This is a genomic window from Micromonospora sp. NPDC048170 (genome assembly GCF_040652795.1).
In the GTDB taxonomy this organism is placed as follows: domain Bacteria; phylum Actinomycetota; class Actinomycetes; order Mycobacteriales; family Micromonosporaceae; genus Micromonospora.
Map to the genome: position 1 here is coordinate 107,669 of NZ_JBEZMR010000001.1, position 18,216 is coordinate 125,884.

At 73.2% G+C, this 18,216-nt stretch carries 16 protein-coding genes; 6 read left to right on the forward strand and 10 right to left on the reverse strand.

Features of this window, described 5'->3' with window-relative positions:
* Positions 1 to 30: 30 nt before the first annotated feature.
* Genes AB0D32_RS00395 through AB0D32_RS00405 form a run of 3 tightly spaced genes read right to left on the reverse strand, consistent with a single transcriptional unit; the run spans position 31 to position 5,043 of the window.
* Entirely contained in the window at positions 31 to 2,103 is a 2,073-nt protein-coding gene (locus AB0D32_RS00395; protein ID WP_357082453.1) for an acyltransferase family protein, read from the reverse strand.
* A gap of 58 nt (positions 2,104 to 2,161) precedes the next feature.
* Positions 2,162 to 3,664, reverse strand: coding sequence for a serine protease (locus AB0D32_RS00400; RefSeq protein WP_357082456.1), 1,503 nt, complete (start codon positions 3,662 to 3,664; stop codon positions 2,162 to 2,164).
* Positions 3,665 to 3,717: 53 nt separating this feature from the next.
* On the reverse strand, positions 3,718 to 5,043 hold the full coding sequence (locus AB0D32_RS00405; protein ID WP_357082459.1) for a hypothetical protein: 1,326 nt from the start codon (positions 5,041 to 5,043) through the stop codon (positions 3,718 to 3,720).
* Between the two features lie 196 nt (positions 5,044 to 5,239).
* On the opposite strand from AB0D32_RS00405, the gene AB0D32_RS00410 reads away from it, so the two are divergent.
* The 6 genes from AB0D32_RS00410 to hutH all read left to right on the forward strand — a co-directional run bounded on the left by AB0D32_RS00410 (position 5,240) and on the right by hutH (position 13,279).
* Positions 5,240 to 6,091, forward strand: coding sequence for a MurR/RpiR family transcriptional regulator (locus AB0D32_RS00410; RefSeq protein ID WP_357082462.1), 852 nt, complete (start codon positions 5,240 to 5,242; stop codon positions 6,089 to 6,091).
* Positions 6,092 to 6,108: 17 nt separating this feature from the next.
* The gene (hutU, locus tag AB0D32_RS00415) at positions 6,109 to 7,758 is read left to right on the forward strand and encodes a urocanate hydratase (protein ID WP_357082465.1); all 1,650 of its coding nucleotides are present in this window, start codon (positions 6,109 to 6,111) and stop codon (positions 7,756 to 7,758) included.
* A gap of 11 nt (positions 7,759 to 7,769) precedes the next feature.
* Complete coding sequence (locus tag AB0D32_RS00420; protein ID WP_357082468.1) at positions 7,770 to 8,990, forward strand: allantoate amidohydrolase; 1,221 nt, start codon at positions 7,770 to 7,772, stop codon at positions 8,988 to 8,990.
* A gap of 232 nt (positions 8,991 to 9,222) precedes the next feature.
* Positions 9,223 to 10,581 carry a formimidoylglutamate deiminase gene (locus tag AB0D32_RS00425; protein WP_357082471.1) on the forward strand — a complete coding sequence of 453 codons (1,359 nt, stop codon included), beginning with the start codon at positions 9,223 to 9,225 and terminating at the stop codon, positions 10,579 to 10,581.
* Positions 10,578 to 11,744 carry an imidazolonepropionase gene (gene hutI, locus AB0D32_RS00430; RefSeq protein WP_357082474.1) on the forward strand — a complete coding sequence of 389 codons (1,167 nt, stop codon included), beginning with the start codon at positions 10,578 to 10,580 and terminating at the stop codon, positions 11,742 to 11,744. The genes AB0D32_RS00425 and hutI overlap by 4 nt, the downstream gene beginning before the upstream one ends.
* Entirely contained in the window at positions 11,741 to 13,279 is a 1,539-nt protein-coding gene (gene hutH / locus AB0D32_RS00435) for a histidine ammonia-lyase (protein ID WP_357082477.1), read from the forward strand. The genes hutI and hutH overlap by 4 nt, the downstream gene beginning before the upstream one ends.
* Positions 13,280 to 13,319: 40 nt before the next feature.
* Here the strand turns inward: hutH and rdgB are convergent, their stop codons facing one another.
* The 7 genes from rdgB to AB0D32_RS00470 all read right to left on the reverse strand — a co-directional run bounded on the left by rdgB (position 13,320) and on the right by AB0D32_RS00470 (position 18,216).
* On the reverse strand, positions 13,320 to 13,937 hold the full coding sequence (gene rdgB, locus AB0D32_RS00440) for an RdgB/HAM1 family non-canonical purine NTP pyrophosphatase (RefSeq protein WP_357082480.1): 618 nt from the start codon (positions 13,935 to 13,937) through the stop codon (positions 13,320 to 13,322).
* Entirely contained in the window at positions 13,934 to 14,662 is a 729-nt protein-coding gene (rph, locus tag AB0D32_RS00445; protein ID WP_357082483.1) for a ribonuclease PH, read from the reverse strand. Before rph ends, rdgB begins: the two co-directional genes overlap by 4 nt.
* Before the next feature lie 65 nt (positions 14,663 to 14,727).
* On the reverse strand, positions 14,728 to 15,474 hold the full coding sequence (locus tag AB0D32_RS00450) for an MBL fold metallo-hydrolase (RefSeq protein ID WP_357082486.1): 747 nt from the start codon (positions 15,472 to 15,474) through the stop codon (positions 14,728 to 14,730).
* 299 nt (positions 15,475 to 15,773) lie between these two features.
* Positions 15,774 to 16,739 carry a pyridoxal-phosphate dependent enzyme gene (locus AB0D32_RS00455; protein WP_357082489.1) on the reverse strand — a complete coding sequence of 322 codons (966 nt, stop codon included), beginning with the start codon at positions 16,737 to 16,739 and terminating at the stop codon, positions 15,774 to 15,776.
* A 14-nt stretch (positions 16,740 to 16,753) separates the two neighbouring features.
* On the reverse strand, positions 16,754 to 17,107 hold the full coding sequence (locus AB0D32_RS00460) for a MoaD family protein (RefSeq protein WP_357082492.1): 354 nt from the start codon (positions 17,105 to 17,107) through the stop codon (positions 16,754 to 16,756).
* 73 nt (positions 17,108 to 17,180) lie between these two features.
* Positions 17,181 to 17,669 carry a M67 family metallopeptidase gene (locus AB0D32_RS00465; protein ID WP_357082495.1) on the reverse strand — a complete coding sequence of 163 codons (489 nt, stop codon included), beginning with the start codon at positions 17,667 to 17,669 and terminating at the stop codon, positions 17,181 to 17,183.
* A gap of 52 nt (positions 17,670 to 17,721) precedes the next feature.
* On the reverse strand, positions 17,722 to 18,216 hold the full coding sequence (locus tag AB0D32_RS00470; RefSeq protein WP_357084137.1) for a DUF2017 domain-containing protein: 495 nt from the start codon (positions 18,214 to 18,216) through the stop codon (positions 17,722 to 17,724).

Genomic DNA, 18,216 nt, shown 5'->3' on the forward strand with positions numbered 1-18,216 from the left:
GCGCCCCCTGACGGCGGCTGGTATCCCAGCTCACCTCATCACCACCTGCAGTTGCTCGTCGAGCCGGGCCGCCAGCGTCCGCGCGTACGTCGCCGTCAGATGGTTGGTGTCGCGGTAGACGAGCACGCCGCCGATGACCGCCGCGCACCGGTCCGTCGGACAGATGGCGTCGTTCAGGTCGACCAGGTGCACGCCTGCCAGTCCCTTCGCCGCTTCGGCCTGGAGGGGGCCGATGCCGGCCAAGGCCTGGTCGCGGGGTACGGCGCACTTGGTCAACTGCTCACGGTTGGCGGACACGCAGTCGGCGATGTCCAGGCGCGGCGCCGGGCTGTCCCTCATGACCACCACGGGCGCCACCCCGGCCAGCCCCAGCCAACTCCGACGCATCGAATCCACCAGCGCGGTGTGGTTCTCCGCCCCCCGCAGCACGTCACCGTCGCGGTGGGCCGAGTAGTTGAAGCTGCTGGTGACGATGAGGTCCGGGCTGTCCTCGGCGAGCGTGCGCCGCAGGGAGTCGTTCCACGTCGCGCAACTGTTGTTCGGGCGACCCTCCTCACCCCCGGCCACCGCGATGTCGAGGAAGGGGCACTGCGACTTGGTGTACGTCACCAGCTTCCAGTTGCGCTGTTCGGCGATGGACCGCAGGGCGGGCACCCACTGCGCAGCATGTGAATCACCGATCAGGACGACGGTGACCGCTGCGGTGGGCGCGCCGTACGTGCAGCTCCGGACCTTGGTCTCCGTCTGGCTGGCATGGCATCCGTCGGCATAGACCGACGGAAGGTCGTCACGAGCCACCAGCGGATCGGGGACGACCAACGCAGCGCGGTCGACGGGAGCACCCACGTCCGTGGCGGCGGCGCCCGCCTTCAGGACGGCGGCGCCCGGAGCGCTCCAGACGGCCGCGTCGTCCGGCCGCGCCGAAGCGGTGGCGAGGTGGAAGACCAGGCCCGCGTAGACCGACAGCACCGTTGCGGCCAACCCGACCGCGATCGCGGCCTGCGGCTTGACCGAGAGTTTCCGCGAGTGCCAGACCGGCCGTTCCACGAACCGGCTCGTGAGATACGCGAGAACGACCGAAAGCGCCACCCCGACAGCCGGACCGGTGAAACCGGGATCGTCCATCCCGGTGGTGAGCACCACGAGCAGCGGCCAGTGCCAGAGATAGAGGGTGTACGAGATGCCACCGAGGAACTGCAGCGGTGGCAGGCCCAGCACCGCCACCGGCCCGTGCCTGTTGGCCGCACCCGCACCGATGACGAGTGCGGTTCCGACGGTCGCGGGGAGTGCCATCGCGCCGGGGAAGGGCGTCGAGGCGTCGAACGTCACGGCGGAAACCACGATGGCCGCGACACCGGCCCAACCCAACGCCGACGCCACGACGCGGGGCAACCGCGGGAACGGCAGCAGGGCGAGCAGCGCGCCGACCACCAGTTCCCACATCCGTCCCGTGGTGACGAAGTAGGCACGGCCGGGATCGGTCTGGACCAGCACCACCGACCATGCGAAGGAGGCCACCCCGACAACGCCGACGACCGCCACGGCGACCTTGCCGAAGGACGGACGGCCGGCGGACCTCCGTCGGACCAACCAGGCGACTCCCGCCAACAGCACGGGCCACAGCAGGTAGAACTGTTCCTCGACCGCGAGCGACCAGTAGTGCTGGACGATGCTCGGAGCCTGCTCCGCGGCGAGATAGTCGACGGACTGGTCGGCGAGTCGCCAGTTGACCACGTAGAGAGCGCTGCTCACGACGTCCCACGCCGTGTTTCTCCATCGGATGCCCGGCAGGAAGAGATACGTGAGGGCCAGGGCCACGAGCAGGACGAGCGCGGCGCTGGGTAGCAGCCGTTTCGCCCGCCTCGCATAGAACCGGGTGAGTGACAGGCGGCCCCGGGCAGCCACCTCCGCCGCCATCCCTCTGGTGATCAGATATCCGGAGATGACGAAGAAGACGTCGACGCCGACGAATCCGCCGGAGACGAACGGGGCGTCCGCGTGCCAGAGCACCACCAGCACGACGGCGAGGGCCCGAAGACCCTCGATGTCCTTTCGGAAGCCGCTTCGCGGTCGGCCGTCGGAGGCCTGCTCCCCCTGGCCCACAGCAGGGGCACCATGATGCGGCGCGGACGCGGGGACCGACCGGTGGACGGTGCCGATGTCATGGGCCGTCATGGTGTCCTCGCCAATCCACGTGCCCGGCGAGACGCTCGCCCGGTGCCCACGAGGGCGACTCCGTCTTTCGCGCCGATCGTCCAGCCTCCGGCGCGGTCTCGACCCGCGGCAGGATGACTGTCGTGTCGAGCGGCAGGACGACCGTGTCGTCCAGGGAGAGGACGACCGTGGCGTCGTTGTCCGGAGACGGTCGCGTGTACGGCGGGGCGGGTCGGTTTCCCGGGCTCGGCTCCGGTGGGGTGAACCGTTGCGGTGGCTGCCGCCACTCGTCACCGCCCCGGCTGGCGTCGCCCGTCTCGGTCACTCCCGCCGGCCGGGCCCGGTCACGAAGCAGGCGCTGCGCGAGGCTCGTTCCACCGATGATCAGCGCCCCGCCGGCAGCGGACAGCAGGTACAGCAGCCACTCCGCCGAGTTCTCCTTCGCGTCGCCGTCGAGGCGCAGCCGCTCCTCGGCCCGCTGCCGGTACGCCTGGGCGGCGGAGTGCCCGGGAGCCTGTTTCAGGACGTCGTCGAACCGCCGGACCGCCTGCGAGTACCGCCCGGCGAAGTAGGCGCTCAGCGCGGTGCGGTATCCACGGTCCACCTCGCTCAGCCGGCTGTCGACATCGCCCTGGTCCAGGACCCGATTGATGTTGGCGATGGTGATCAGATCCCGGATCGGTTCGCCTTCGGCAGACGTGTCGGTGTCCAGAACCGCGACGAGGCGGCCGGTCGCGTCCACGACCGGGCCGCCGCGCGAATCGGGACCGATCTGGCCGTCGACGCCGATGCGGTTCGTTCCGGTCCGCCCGATGATCTCGACCGCCCTGGTCCGCACGGTGTAGGTGGTGGAACCGCCGGTGGTCTCGCCGAGGCCGTAGCCGAGTACGACCAGCGGGGTGCCGGTCCGCAGGTCGGCGGCGGTGTCGATCTCGATGGCAGGTACGCCGGTGCGCCGCAGCTTGACGAGCGCCGCGTTGCCGTCGGCCGCCGGTAGTGCCTTCGTGATCGTCGCGGGGGTGGCCGGGGCAGCCGTGGCGCCCGAGGTCGCCGTGCCCAACTGCCCCAACAGCGTGAAGGACGGCTTCGTGCCCCGCCGCTCGCCGGTGAACGCGGACGAGTCCTTGAGCTTGCCGACGAAGGCGTCCAACTCGTCGGCCGCCAGCCCGTTCTCCTGAACGAGGGTGCGGCCGAGCCTGTACAGGGCGTTGACGAGGAGGACGTCCCTGCTCGGCTGCACACAGACGCTGGTGGTCACGGCGTAGCCGTCGGGATTCACCACGACACCGCTGCACCGGCGGGTGACGACCACCGGCTTCCGGCGAACCAGGGTGCCGGCCTTGACGTCCCGGATGTAGCCGGTGTATGTCGCCTCAAGGTAGACGGTGGACGGCATGGCGACCGCGGTGGCCGGTTCGTTCCGTGCGTACGTCGGTGCCGCCGCGGCGGGGACGGCGGCACCGCACACGGCCGTGATGATGCCGAGCAGGACGGCAGACCGACGCGCCAAGACGGCACCAGAGGACATGTCGGTCTCCGCGCGACGAGGGCGAGCTGGCTCGGTCAGAAAATCACCGTGTCACGGAGGTAGTTGGCAACCCGGCGCAGCCGTCCCGCGCCGTCGAGCGGTGCCGTCATGCGGAGGACCAGCTGACGATCGACACGTCCGCTGTCTCCGCTGCGCCAGTACGCGACGACGACGAGACCGTACCGCCGCTCACCGTCGATCTGCAGCCGGCTCGAGTCGGCGTAGGCGACGTACTGCCCGCCATGCATCCATTGCAGGCTCCAGGCATCCTCTGCCTGGCGCATGGTGGTCTGCCGCTCGCCGTTGCACGGCAACGGGCAGTCCCGCACGATCAACTCGCCGCCGATCTCCGGCTGCGCGCCCCCGGAGACACCGCAGTTGTACTTGACGAACCCCTCCGCGCGACCGGCGGGCGTGCAGTCCCACTCCCCCGGCAGCTTGAGTGTGAAGCCCAGGCCTTCGAGGTCGGAGAACGTCCGCACGTGGTCCTGCGGGGTGAACTTCGGCCAGTCCTTCGGCCACTCGCCCGCGCTGGGCGGTTCGAGCCCAGGCGACTGCGGCGGTGACGCCGGTAGGGCCGGGGGCGCCGCGAGGGTGCCGCTGGGCGTGCTCTCCGGCTTCCCGGAGCCCTCCCATCCCGCCCAGACGAACACGCCGCCGGCGCCGGCGAGCACGACCAGGACCAGTGCGACGATCCCTACCCAGAGCCCGGTACGGCGCCGACGCGGCTGCGAGGGTGTGATGCGGCGGTCAGGTGCGGCGAACGGATCGTGGACCGGGGCACCGCCCGGACCGGGCTGGGCGGCCGGTGGTTGGGCCGGGCCGTCGGCGGGCGTGGCCGTCGGCGTCGCGGGCGAGGCCGGCGCAGCCGAAACCGGGTGCGGGGCCGCGGACACCGGCTGGCCGGGGATCGAGGTCGCGTGCAACGCCCACGGGGCGTGCGGAGGGCCGGACACCGACTCGGGCGCTCCCGACACGGGCTGGGGCATCCCGGGGACCGGCTGCGGAAGGCCGGAAACCGGGGGAGCCGAGACCGGCGGCGCGGCGGGCGGGGCCGGCGTGTACTCCACGCCGAGCGCGCGGAACAGCTTCTCCGCCCCTGGTCCGACCTCGGCCGCGTACGCCACCCAGGGCTCGGCGGCCGAGAAGTCGGCGTACGCGAAGGGCACGCCGTCCGGCGCCTGTGCCAGGGAGTTCGTGATGCCGACGAACGCCTCCCGCCAGCCGGGCGAGGCGGCAACGGCGGCGTCCAGGACGGCCACGGTGACGAAGCGACCATGCTCGTCGATGGCCGCCCAGGCCTTACCCACCGGGGACTCGCCCAGCGCATGGGTGAACCTGTAGGGACCTCCCGGCTGCATGCCAACTCCTCTGCTCAACCGCCGTGCGGATCCTACAGAGCCGGCGCCAGCCTTTCCGCCCAGCCGTCGCCGGCCCGACACGTGGTGGGACGTGCCGGCTGCCCTGGTGGACCGGCGCACCGTTCGTCAGGCCCGCGTCGCGATCATCCGGGCAGGAGGGTTGCTTCCTGAAAGTTTCCATGCATAGAGTCAGGACATGAATGAGGGAGTTGTCGTCGTCCCCGGCGAGCAGGTGCTGGACCTGTTCCAGGGGGTCCGGCTCACCCCGACCCAGCGCCGGATCGCGCACTGCCTGGTGCAGCACGCGCCGGCCGCGGCGTACCTGTCCGCGGCCGAGGTCGCCGAGCTGGCGGGGGTCAGCCAGCCGTCGGTCACCCGGTTCGCGGTCGCGCTCGGCCACGACGGCTACCCCGCGCTGCGCCGCCGGCTGCGCGAGCTGACCGCCGGCACCCCGGGCGGCGTCACCGACGCCGGCAACGAGCTCCAGCAGGCGGTACGCGCCGAGATCGGCAACCTCGACCGCCTCGCCGGGCAGCTCGCCGACCGGGACCGGATCGCCGAGACCGGCCGGCTGCTGGCCGCCAGCCGTCCCCTGCCGGTGCTCGGCCTGCGCGCCGCCGCCCCGCTGGCCGCCTACTTCGCCTACTTCGCCGCCAAGGTGCACCCCGACGTGCGGGTGCTCGACGACGGTGGCAGCCTGCTCACCGACCGCCTCGAACAGGCCGCCGAGGCCGGGGCGGGCGCCCTGCTCGCCTTCGTCCTCCCCCGCTACCCCCGCGAGACCCTGGACGCGCTGCGCGAGGCCCGCGCGGCCGGCCTCACCGTGGTGGCCATCACCGACTCGCCGGTCAGCCCGGCCACCGAGCACGCCGACGTGGTGCTGCCCGCCGCGGTCGGCGCGCAGCTCGTCTTCGACCTGCACACCGCGCCGATGACCCTGGCCATGGTGCTGCTCCAGGCCATCTGCGACGCCACCCCGACCGACACCCAGCGCCGGCTGGAGGCCTTCGAGGCCTCCGCCGCGCGCCGCCAGTTGTTCCTCGGATGACCCGGAGGAGAGCCGAGATGACCCAGCCCGTCCGCGCCGCACGCGGCACCGAACGCACCGCCCGTGGGTGGCCCCAGGAGGCCGCGCTGCGGATGCTGATGAACAACCTCGACCCGGAGGTGGCCGAGCGCCCCGACGACCTGGTGGTCTACGGCGGCACCGGGAAGGCGGCGCGGGACTGGCCGTCGTACCACGCGCTGGTGCGCACCCTGACGGACCTGCGCGACGACGAGACCATGCTGGTGCAGTCCGGCCGGCCGGTGGGCGTCATGCGTACCCACGAGTGGGCGCCCCGCGTGCTGCTGGCCAACTCCAACCTGGTCGGCGACTGGGCCACCTGGCCGGAGTTCCGTCGCCTCGAACAGCTCGGCCTGACCATGTACGGGCAGATGACCGCCGGCTCGTGGATCTACATCGGCACCCAGGGCATCCTCCAGGGCACCTACGAGACGTTCGCCGCCGTCGCCGCCAAGAGGTTCGGGGGCACCCTGGCGGGCACGCTGACGCTGACCGCCGGGTGCGGCGGGATGGGCGGGGCGCAGCCCCTCGCGGTCACCATGAACGGCGGCGTCTGCCTGATCGTCGACGTGGACCGCAGCCGGCTGGACCGCCGGGTGCACGACCGCTACCTCGACGAGGTCGCCGACTCCCTCGACGACGCCGTCGAGCGGGTGCTGGCCGCGAAGCGGGACCGGCGGGCGTTGAGCGTCGGCGTGGTGGGCAACGCGGCGACGGTCTTCCCGGAGCTGCTGCGCCGGGGCGTCGACATCGACGTCGTCACCGACCAGACCAGCGCGCACGACCCGCTGTCGTACCTGCCGGAGGGGGTGGAGCTGGCCGACGCGCGGGACTACGCGGCGGCGAAGCCGGCCGAGTTCACCGATCGGGCGCGGGCGTCGATGGCGAAGCACGTCGAGGCGATGGTCGGGTTCCTCGACGCCGGCGCGGAGGTCTTCGACTACGGCAACTCGATCCGGGGCGAGGCGCAGCTCGGCGGGTTCGAGCGGGCCTTCGACTTCCCCGGCTTCGTGCCCGCGTACATCCGGCCGTTGTTCTGCGAGGGCAAGGGCCCGTTCCGGTGGGCGGCGCTCTCCGGCGACCCGGCCGACATCGCCGCCACCGACCGGGCGATCCTGGACCTGTTCCCGGAGAACGAGTCGCTGGCCCGGTGGATGCGGATGGCCGGCGAGCGCGTCGCCTTCCAGGGCCTGCCGGCACGGATCTGCTGGCTCGGCTACGGCGAGCGCGACGTCGCGGGTGTGCGGTTCAACGAGATGGTCGCCTCGGGAGAGCTGTCCGCGCCGGTGGTGATCGGCCGGGACCACCTGGACTGCGGCAGCGTGGCCAGCCCGTACCGGGAGACCGAGGCGATGGCCGACGGCTCCGACGCCGTCGCCGACTGGCCGCTGCTCAACGCGCTGGTCAACACCGCCAGCGGGGCGTCCTGGGTGTCGATCCACCACGGCGGTGGGGTCGGCATCGGCCGCTCCATCCACGCCGGGCAGGTCTGCGTGGCCGACGGCACCGCCCTGGCCGGGCAGAAGATCGAGCGGGTGCTCACCAACGACCCGGCGATGGGCGTCATCCGGCACGTCGACGCCGGCTACGACGCCGCCCGCGAGGTCGCCACCCGCACCGGCGTCCGCACCCCCATGGCCGAGGCGTGAGGAAGAACATCTTGTCAACGGATGTGACGGAGGAAGGGTCCCTTCCTCACAGGTTCCGGGCGCTGTGGGACGAGATCGCGCCGATCGGGCGGGACGGCCGTAGCGGCGGCTACCTGCGGTACGCGCTGACCGAGCCGGAGCTGCGCCTGCGGGAGTGGTTCCGCGAGCAGGCCGACCGCCGGGGCATGCCGGTCACCGAGGACGGCAACGGCAACCTGTTCGCCCGGTGGGGCGACCCGGAGGCCGGCGACGCGGTCCTGACCGGCAGCCACTTCGACTCGGTGCCGCACGGCGGGGCGTACGACGGGCCGCTCGGCATCGTCAGCGCGTTCCTCGCCGTCGACGAGCTGCGCGCGGCCGGCGTCGCGCCGGCCCGCCCCGTCGTGGTCGGGGCGTTCGTCGAGGAGGAGGGCGCGCGGTTCGGCGTACCGTGCCTGGGATCGCGCTTGCTCGCGGGCGAGATCGCCGTGGACCGCGCGGCCGGGTTGCGCGACGCCGACGGGGTGAGCTTCGCCGAGGCGCTGGGCGCCCGGCCGGCGGGCGCCCGACCCGAGCTGCTCGGCCGCTTCGCCGCCTTCGTCGAGCTGCACGTCGAGCAGGGCCGCGCGATGGTCGACGCCGACGCGGCGGTCGGGGTGGCCAGCGCCATCTGGCCGCACGGCCGCTGGCGCTTCGAGTTCACCGGCGAGGGCAACCACGCCGGTACGACCCGGATGGCCGACCGCCGCGACCCCATGCTGACGTACGCCTTCACGGTGCTGGCGGCGAACAAGGAGGCGCGGCTGCGCGGCGCCCACGCCACGGTCGGCCGGGTGGCGGTGGAGCCAAACGCCACCAACGCGATCCCGTCGAAGGTGACCGGCTGGCTGGACGCCCGGGCCGCCGAGCCGGAGACGCTGACGGGGCTGGTCGACGCGGTGCACACAAAGGCCACGGAGCGGGCCCGCCGCGACGGCACTGGGGTGGCGCTGACGGAGGAGTCGGCAACGCCGCTGGTCGCCTTCGACGGTGGCCTGGCCAAGCGGCTCGCCGCGCTGCTCGACGCGCCGGTGCTGCCCACCGGGGCCGGCCACGACGCCGGGGTGCTCGCCGCGCACCTGCCCACGGCGATGCTCTTCGTGCGCAACCCGACGGGGGTGTCGCACTCCCCGGCGGAGTCGGCCAGCGACGACGACTGCGCCGCCGGGGTGACCGCCCTGGCCCGGGTGCTGGAGGAGCTGACATGCCGCTGACCGGCCGGCCGGGCGATCGCACGCCCGGCCCTGTCACGGGACGCGGCCGGCACCCGGCCCGCCCCGTGGGCCCTGTCGAGCTGCCCGCACGGACGGGGCAACGACCGGGACGGGCTGCTTCGTTGGGCACGGTGGCGTCGCAGGCGGGGCGGGGCCACCGTGCCGCACGGCGCTCGCCCGGGTCGGATCCGGCGGTCCTGTTGACGGGGCAGCTCGACAGGAGGCGCACGAGATGACCGGGACCCGCTGGCTCGCCGAGTACGCGTGGCTGCCCGACCATGCCGAACCGACCCCCGACGTGCTGATCGGGACGGCCGGCGGGCGGATCACGGACGTCACGCCGCTGACCGCCGAGAGCGATCCACCCGCCGGCGTGGAGGTGCTCGGCGACGCGGTCCGGCTGCCCGGGCTGACCCTGCCGGGGCTCGCCAACGCCCACTCGCACGCGTTCCACCGGGCGTTGCGCGGGCGTACCCACGGCGGGCGCGGCGACTTCTGGACCTGGCGCGACCGGATGTACGCGGTGGCGCAACGGCTGGACCCGGACTCGTACCTGGCCCTGGCCCGGGCGGTCTACGCCGAGATGGCGCTGGCCGGCGTCACCTGCGTGGGCGAGTTCCACTACCTGCACCACAACCCGGACGGCACCCCGTACGCCGACCCGAACGCGATGGGCACGGCGCTGGTCGAGGCCGCCGCGCAGGCCGGGATCCGGATCACCCTGCTGGACACCTGCTACCTCACCGCCACGGTCGACGGGCAGCCACTCGCCGGGCCGCAGCGGCGCTTCGGCGACGGCGACGCGCTGCGCTGGGCGGAACGGGCCGAGGCGTTCACGCCCGCCGGCGACCACGCCCGGGTGGGCGCGGCGATCCACTCGGTGCGGGCGGTGCCGGCCGGGCAGCTCGCCACCGTGGCCGGGTGGGCGGACCGGCACGGGGCGCCACTGCACGTGCACCTCTCCGAGCAGCCCGCCGAGAACGACGCCTGCCGGGCGGCGCACGGCCGCACCCCGGCCCGGCTGCTCGCCGACCACGGGGCGCTCGGCCCGGACACCACCGCCGTGCACGCCACCCACCTGACCGGGGGCGACCTCGCGCTGCTCGGCGACAGTCGTACCGGCGTCTGCCTCTGCCCGACCACCGAGCGGGACCTGGCCGACGGGATCGGCCCGGCCCGGCGGATGGCCGATGTCGGACTGCCGCTGAGCCTGGGCAGCGACAGCCACGCCGTCATCGACCTCTTCGAGGAGGCCCGCGCGGTGGAACTGGACGAGCGGCTGCGTACCCGCCGGCGTGGCCACTTCAGCCCCGCCGAGCTGCGCGACGCGGCCACCGTGGGCGGTCACGCCGCGCTGGGCTGGCGCGACGCCGGGCGGCTCGCCGTGGGGGCCCGCGCCGACCTGGTGACCGTACGACTGGACAGCCCGCGCACGGCCGGCGTACCGCCGGTGGGGGTGTGGTTCGCGGCGGGCGCCGCGGACGTCACCCACGTCGTGGTGGACGGCCGCACGGTGGTGCGCGACGGCCGGCACCTGACGGTCGACGTGCCGGCCGAACTGACCGCGGCGATCGAGGAGGTGACGTCTTGAGCAGTCTGCTGGTCGACGACATCGGCGAGCTGGTGACCAACGACTTCGGGGGCGAGGCCGGGCCGCTGGGCATCCGGCGTGACGCCGCCCTCCTGGTCGAGGAGGGGCGGGTGGCCTGGATCGGGCCGGCCCGCGACGCGCCGGCCGCCGACCGGCGCATCGACGCCGGGGGTGCCGCCGTGCTCCCCGGCTTCGTGGACAGCCACGCCCACCTGGTCTTCGCCGGGGACCGGGCCGCCGAGTTCGCCGCCCGGATGGCCGGGCAGCCGTACACCGGTGGCGGCATCCGGACCACCGTCGGGGCGACCAGGGCGGCCAGCGACGACGAGCTGCGGGCCACCGTGCGCCGGCTGCACGGCGAGGCCATGCGGCAGGGCACGACCACCATCGAGATCAAGAGTGGGTACGGCCTCACCGTCGCCGACGAGGCCCGCTCGCTGGCGATCGCCGCCGAGGTCAGCGAGGAGACCACCTTCCTCGGCGCCCACGTCGTCCCCGCCGAGTACGCCGACCGCCCCGACGACTACGTGGGTCTGGTCTGCGGGCCGATGCTGGCCGCCGCCGCGCCGCACGCGCGCTGGATCGACGTCTTCTGCGAGCGGGGCGCGTTCGACGTCGACCACGCCCGCGCGATCCTCGCCTGTGGGCAGGCCGTCGGCCTGGGCGTGCGGGTGCACGCCAACCAGCTCGGCCCCGGGCCGGGCGTCCAGCTCGGCGTCGAGCTGGGCGCGGCGAGCGTCGACCACTGCACGCACCTGACCGACGCCGACATCGACGCGCTGGCGTCGGCCGACACGGTCGCCACCTTGCTGCCCGGCGCCGAGTTCTCCACCCGCTCGCCGTACCCGGACGCCCGCCGGCTGCTCGATGCCGGAGTCACCGTGGCGCTGGCGACCGACTGCAACCCCGGCTCGTCGTACACCTCGTCGATGCCGTTCTGTGTCGCACTCGCCGTACGCGAGATGCGGATGACCCCGGCGGAGGCGGTCTGGGCCGCTACCGCCGGCGGCGCGCGGGCGCTGCGCCGCGACGACATCGGAGTGCTCAGGCCGGGGGCACGGGCCGACCTGAGCATCCTCGACGCCCCGTCCCACCTGCACCTGGCCTACCGGCCCGGTGTGCCACTGATCCGCCAGGTTCTGCGCAACGGAGTGCCGCAATGACGACCGTGACCATTCTGCCCACCGGGATCTCCCCCGCCGACGTGCTCGCCGTGGCCCGCGGCACCGCCAAGGTCGTCCTCGACCCGGGCACCGTGGACGCGATGGCCGTCAGCCGGTCCATCGTGGACGGCATCGAGGCCGCCGGCCGCCCGGTCTACGGCGTCTCCACCGGTTTCGGCGCGCTGGCGAACACCTTCGTCGCGCCCGAGCGGCGGGCCGAACTCCAGCACGCGCTGATCCGCTCGCACGCCGCCGGGGTGGGCGCGCCGATGCCGCGCGAGGTGGTCCGGGCGATGATGCTGCTGCGGGTCCGCTCGCTTGCGCTCGGCCGCTCCGGGGTCCGGCCGCTGGTCGCCGAGGCGCTGGTCGACCTGCTCAACCACGACGTGACGCCGTGGGTGCCGGAGCACGGCTCGCTGGGCGCCTCCGGCGACCTGGCGCCACTGGCGCACTGCGCGCTGGTGCTGCTCGGCGAGGGCTGGGTGCTCGGCCCGGCCGGCGAGCGGCTGCCCGCCGCCGACGCGCTGCGCCGGGCCGGGCTGACGCCGATCGAGCTGGCCGCCAAGGAGGGGCTGGCGCTGATCAACGGCACCGACGGCATGCTCGGCATGCTGCTGCTGGCGATCCACGACGCCGCGCACCTGTTCACGATGGCCGACGTCACCGCCGCCCTCGCCATCGAGGCGATGCTCGGCTCGGAGCGGCCGTTCCTGCCGGAGCTGCACGCCATCCGGCCGCATCCCGGGCAGTCGGCCTCGGCGGCGAACATCCACCGGCTGCTCCAGGACTCCCGGGTGATGGACTCGCACCGCGACGACCTTGCGCACGCGGTGCAGGACGCGTACTCGATGCGGTGCGCGCCCCAGGTCGCCGGGGCGGCCCGGGACACGCTGGCCTTCGTCCGCACGGTGGCCGACCGGGAACTGGTCTCGGTGGTGGACAATCCGGTGGTGCTGCCCGACGGCCGCGTCGAGTCGACCGGGAACTTCCACGGCGCGCCGCTCGGCTTCGCCGCCGACTTCCTGGCCATCGCCGCCGCCGAGGTGGGCGCGATCTCCGAGCGCCGGGTGGACCGGCTGCTGGACGTCACCCGGTCCCGGGAACTGCCGGCGTTCCTCTCCCCCGACGCCGGGGTCAACTCCGGGCTGATGATCGCCCAGTACACGGCGGCGGGGATCGTCGCGGAGAACCGGCGGCTCGCCGCGCCCGCCTCGGTGGACTCCCTACCCACCAGCGGGATGCAGGAGGACCACGTCTCGATGGGCTGGGCGGCGGCCAAGAAGCTGCGTACGGTGCTGGACAACCTGACCAGCCTGCTCGCCGTCGAACTGCTCGCCGCGGTACGCGGGCTCCAGCTGCGCGCCCCGCTCGACCCGTCGCCGGCCGGCCGGGCGGCCGTCGCGGCGCTCGGCGGGATCGCCGGGGAACCCGGCCCGGACGTCTTCCTGGCCCCGCTGATGGAGGCCGCCCGGGGTGTGCTGGCCGGGCCCGAGCTGCGCGCCGCCATCGAACGCGAGATCGGGGCGCTCGACTGACTCCGTCCCGGGCCACCGTGCGCCACGGTGGCCCGGGCTGTCAGCTCGTGGGCGGCAGCACCTTGGCGACCAGCTTGGCCAGCTCCCGCAGCGCCTTGCCCCGGTGGCTGACCGCGTCCTTCTCCTGCGGCGTCAGCTCGGCGTTGGTGCGGTCCTGCCCGTCGCCGAGGAAGATCGGGTCGTAGCCGAACCCGCCGTCGCCGCGTGGCACCCGGAGCAGCCGGCCGGTCTGCCGGCCGTCGACCAGGTGCTCCTTGCCGCCAGGCAGCACCAGGGCCACCGTGCAGACGAACGACGCGCCCCGGTGCTCGTCGGGGAGGTCCGCGATCTGGTCCAGCACCAGCTGCAAGTTGGCCTGGTCGTCGCCGTGCGCCCCGGCCCAGCGGGCGCTGAACACCCCGGGCATGCCGTTGAGCGCCTCCACGGCGATCCCCGAGTCGTCGGCGATCGTCGGCAGGCCGGTGCGCCGGCAGCCCTCCCGCGCCTTGATCAGCGCGTTCTCGCCGAAGGTGAGGCCGCTCTCGGGCAGCTCCGGGTACTCCTCGACGTCGTCCAGCCCGATCAGGGCGACGCGGTGCGCGCCGAGCGCGCCGTCGAGGATCCGCTGGAGCTCGACGAGCTTCTTGCGGTTACGGGTGGCGAGCAGCACCTTGTTCATGAGAGAAGCGCCTTCCGCTGTGCTTCGGCCAGTTCCACGCAGCCGGCGACGGCCAGGTCGAGCAGGGCGTCGAGCTGCTCGCGGGCGAACACGCCGGCCTCCCCGGTGCCCTGCACCTCGACGAAGTCGCCGACGCCGGTGCACACCACGTTCATGTCGACCTCGGCGGCCACGTCCTCGGTGTAGTCGAGGTCCAGCCGGGGCTCGCCGTCGATGATCCCGACGCTGATCGCGGCCACCGAGCGGTGCATCACCTTCTCCGGCCTGCCGGCCAACGACTTGCGCCCGGCCAGCCAGGTCACCGCGTCGTGCAGCGCCACGTAGGCGCCGGTGATCGCGGCGGTGCGGGTGCCGCCGTCGGCCTGGAGCACGTCGCAGTCGAGCACGATCGAGTTCTCGCCGAGGGCCTTCAGGTCGATGGACGCCCGCAGGCTCCGGCCGATCAGCCGGGAGATCTCGTGCGTACGGCCGCCGACTCGCCCCTTCACGCTCTCCCGGTCGGAGCGGGTGTTGGTGGCCCTCGGCAGCATCGCGTACTCGGCGGTGACCCAGCCGAGCCCGGAGCCCTTGCGCCAGCGGGGCACCCCCTCGGTCACGCTGGCGGTGCAGAGGACCCTGGTGCCGCCGAACTCCACGAGCACCGAGCCCTCCGGGTGGGTGCTCCAGCCCCGGGTCAACGTCACCGGTCGGAGTTCGTCGGGTCGCCGCCCGTCAGGTCGTGCCATGCCTGCACCCTATGTGGTGCTCCGATCGGTGCGCCCCGGGGTGTCCCGCCCCGGGTGCCGGCCGGTCAGATCTCGTAGCTGGCGCCGGGCCGGACCACCTCGAGCGGCCCGTCGTACGCGGCGGCGGCCGACTCCACGGTGTGCGCCTCGCTGCCCCAGGCGGTCACCAGATGGGTGAGCAGCAGTCGGCCCACCCCCGCCTTGGTCGCCACCTCGCCGGCCTCCCCGCCGGTGAGGTGCAGGTCCGGCGGGTTCTCCACGCCGTCGAGGTAGCTCGCCTCGCAGAGGAACGTGTCGGCGTCCTGGGCCAGCCGGAGCAGCGCCTCGCAGGGTGCGGTGTCCGAGGAGTAGCAGAACACCCGGCCACCGTGCTCCAGCCGGACGCCGTACGTCTCGATGGGGTGGTTGACCCGGTCGACGGTGACCGCGAACGGACCGATCGGGAAGGTGCCGGGTTCGAGGGCGTAGAACTGGTACACGTCGTCGACCGTGCCGTCCTCCTGCCCGTACGCCGTCGCCAGCCGGTCCGGCGCGCCGGCCGGGGCGTAGACCGGCAGCGCCGGGTAGGGGCCGTCCGGGGCGTAGCGGCGGACCACCACGTACGACACGGCGTCGAGGATGTGGTCGCAGTGCAGGTGGGTGAGGATGATGGCGTCCGGGGCGTGCAGCCCCGCGTAGCGCTGGAGGTTGGACAGCGACCCGGGGCCGAAGTCGACAAGCAGCCGGAAGCCGTCCGCTTCGAGGAGGTAGGCCGAGCAGGGGGACTCGGGACCGGGAAAACTGCCCGCGCAGCCCAGGACGGTCAGTCGCATCGAGTCGTCTCACTGTCGCGCTGCGTAGTTTCCGCGCCGACGGTCGCCCTGTGGATGATCTCTACCGACGCGTACGCCACGCAGGGCAGCCTACGCTCGCGCGCGCGGCGACAAGAGTCATCCACCGGAAGTTGTCACCAACGTGACACCCCGCCCGGCGCCTGCCGCGCCGCACGGCGGGAGCAGGTGACGAAACGGCGCCCGCCGACAGCGCTGCGTGAGGGGGCCGACCGACCGTGCCCGCGGGCCGCGACGCGCGGCCGGGCCACCGCCGCGTGCGGCGACCCGGCCACCCGACGTCAGGCCCAGAGCTGACCCTCCAGGGCTTCCTCCGCGTCGGCGAGGGTGCCGCCGTACGCCCCGGTGGAGAGGTATTTCCAGCCGCCGTCGCAGACCACGAAGGCCACGTCGGCGCGCTGGCCGGCGCGGACGGCCTCGTGCGCCACCGCCAGGGCGGCGTGCAGGATCGCACCCGTGGAGAACCCGGCGAAGATGCCCTCCACCTCCACCAGCTGGCGGGTCCGCAACACCGCGTCCCGGGTGCCGACGGAGAAGCGCCGGGACAGCACCGTCGCGTCGTAGAGCTCCGGAACGTATCCCTCGTCGATGTTGCGCAGCCCGTAGACCAGCTCGCCGTAGCGCGGCTCGGCCGCGACGACCTGGATGCCGTCGACCTTCTCGCGCAGGTAGCGCCCGGTGCCCATCAGCGTCCCGGTGGTGCCGAGGCCCGCCACGAAGTGGGTGATCGTGGGCAGGTCGTGCAGCAGCTCAGGACCGGTGGTCTCGTAGTGTGCCCGGGCGTTCGCCTCGTTGCCGTACTGGTAGAGCATGACCCAGTCGGGGTGCTCGGCCGAGATCAGCTTGGCGGTGGCCACCGCCTGGTTGGAGCCACCCGCCGCAGGCGAGAAGATGATCTCCGCGCCGTACATCCGGAGCAGCTGCACCCGCTCGGTCGAGACGTTCTCCGGCATCACGCAGACAAGCCGGTAGCCCCGCAGCTTGGCCACCATGGCCAGCGAGATGCCGGTGTTGCCGCTGGTCGGTTCGAGGATGGTGTCGCCCGGCCGGAGCCGGCCCGACTCCTCGGCCGCGCGGACCATGAACAGGGCCGCCCGGTCCTTGATGCTGCCGGTCGGGTTCCGGTCCTCCAGCTTCGCCCAGAGCCGCACCGGCGGCGCCCCGTCGGGCACCGTCGGTGAGAGCCGTGGTAGTCCGACCAGCGGCGTTCCGCCGCAGGCGTCGAGGAGGCTGTCGTACCGCGCCATGGCGACCGCCGCCGTCAGCGGGCGGCGACGGCCGACCGCGCGGCGGTCGCGGCGCCGTGCTGGGCGATCGCGGCAGCCGCCGCGAACCCGAACGCGCCACCGGCGACGGCCGGCAGGATGGTCACGCTGTCGCCGTCGTTGAGCTTGGCGTCCAGCGCGCCGAGGAAGCGGACGTCCTCGTCGTTGACGTAGACGTTGACGAAGCGGTGCAGCGCACCGGCCTCGGTGACCAGCCGGGCCTTCAGGCCGGCGTGCCGGGAGTCCAGGTCGGCGAGCAGGTCGCCCAGCGTGTCGCCGGTGCCCTCGACGACCTTCGCGCCGCCGGTGTAGCTGCGCAGGATGGTGGGGATGCGAACTTCGATGGCCATGGTGTCGTGCTCCTCGATGATGGTCGGGCGTGCCGGAAGGTGACGGGACGTGGACGGGTGTGGCGGCGCTGGATCAGCGGCCGGAACACTCGTAGTCGACCGTCGCCGGGCTCTGCCCGAACATGTAGGACTGCACGGCGTGCGGGTCCACCCCCGCGTCCAGGATCCGGACCGGCTCCTCGGTCACCACGCCGTCGACGATCCGGAAGGAGCGGATCTCCTCCGTGTCGGAATCGCGGGTGGAGACCAGCAGGTAGTGCGCGCCGGGCTCGCCGGCGAAGGAGATGTCCGTCCGGGACGGGTACGCCTCCGTGGCGGTGTGCGAGTGGTAGATGACGACGGGTTCCTCGTCCCTGTCGTCCATCTCGCGCCACACCCGCAACTGCTCCATCGAGTCGAACTCGTAGAACGTCATGGAACGGGCGGCGTTGTCCATCGGGATGTGCCTGGTGGGGGTGTCGCTGCCGGCGGGACCGGCGACCACGCCACATGCCTCGTCGGGGTGGTCCCGACGAGCGTGGGCGACGATCGCGTCAACGATCGACCGGTCGATACTCAGCACGTGCCCAGCCTAACCCGTACCGGGCGCGACGTTCAGGTGGCGACGGTCACGCCTAGTCGATCAAGGCGTTGAGCAGCGATTCCTGGAGATAGCCGAGGTACGCGTATACCGACAGTTGGAACACCCGGCTGGAGGTCGGGTCCTCCGCGACCGCGTCGTCGAGCTCCTCACCGAGGTCGGTGCCGTCCTTGATCTCCAGCCGGACGCCCATCGCCAGCCGGGCGTCGTTGAGCGCCCGCAGCCACGCCTCGGCCGCCTCCGCGTCGAGCCGCACCTCGCCGCCGGACTCGTCGGGCAGTGCGGCGAGGATCGCGCCCGCCTGATCGATCTTGGCGGTCTTGAGGTCGCCCTCCGTGTAGCGGCGGAACTCGGCGGTGCCGGACGGGTCCTCCGGGTAGACCTCGGGGAAGAGCCGGCCCACCACCGGGTCGGTGTGGTCGAAGCCGTCGGTGAGCAGCCCGACCACCTCGGATGCCACCTTCCGCAGCACGCGTACCTCGTCGACGGCGAAGGTGGCGACGTAGTGGTCGCCCTGGCGACGGAACAT

Coding starts and splice junctions, on each gene's coding strand:
- AB0D32_RS00405 (WP_357082459.1), bottom strand. CDS start 5,043: ATGCAGCCGGGAGGTCCCTACAGGTTCACCCATGCGCTGGGCGAGTCC.
- AB0D32_RS00410 (WP_357082462.1), top strand. CDS start 5,240: ATGAATGAGGGAGTTGTCGTCGTCCCCGGCGAGCAGGTGCTGGACCTG.
- hutU (WP_357082465.1), top strand. CDS start 6,109: ATGACCCAGCCCGTCCGCGCCGCACGCGGCACCGAACGCACCGCCCGT.
- AB0D32_RS00425 (WP_357082471.1), top strand. CDS start 9,223: ATGACCGGGACCCGCTGGCTCGCCGAGTACGCGTGGCTGCCCGACCAT.
- hutH (WP_357082477.1), top strand. CDS start 11,741: ATGACGACCGTGACCATTCTGCCCACCGGGATCTCCCCCGCCGACGTG.
- rdgB (WP_357082480.1), bottom strand. CDS start 13,937: ATGAACAAGGTGCTGCTCGCCACCCGTAACCGCAAGAAGCTCGTCGAG.
- rph (WP_357082483.1), bottom strand. CDS start 14,662: ATGGCACGACCTGACGGGCGGCGACCCGACGAACTCCGACCGGTGACG.
- AB0D32_RS00450 (WP_357082486.1), bottom strand. CDS start 15,474: ATGCGACTGACCGTCCTGGGCTGCGCGGGCAGTTTTCCCGGTCCCGAG.
- AB0D32_RS00455 (WP_357082489.1), bottom strand. CDS start 16,739: ATGGCGCGGTACGACAGCCTCCTCGACGCCTGCGGCGGAACGCCGCTG.
- AB0D32_RS00460 (WP_357082492.1), bottom strand. CDS start 17,107: ATGGCCATCGAAGTTCGCATCCCCACCATCCTGCGCAGCTACACCGGC.
- AB0D32_RS00470 (WP_357084137.1), bottom strand. CDS start 18,216: ATGTTCCGTCGCCAGGGCGACCACTACGTCGCCACCTTCGCCGTCGAC.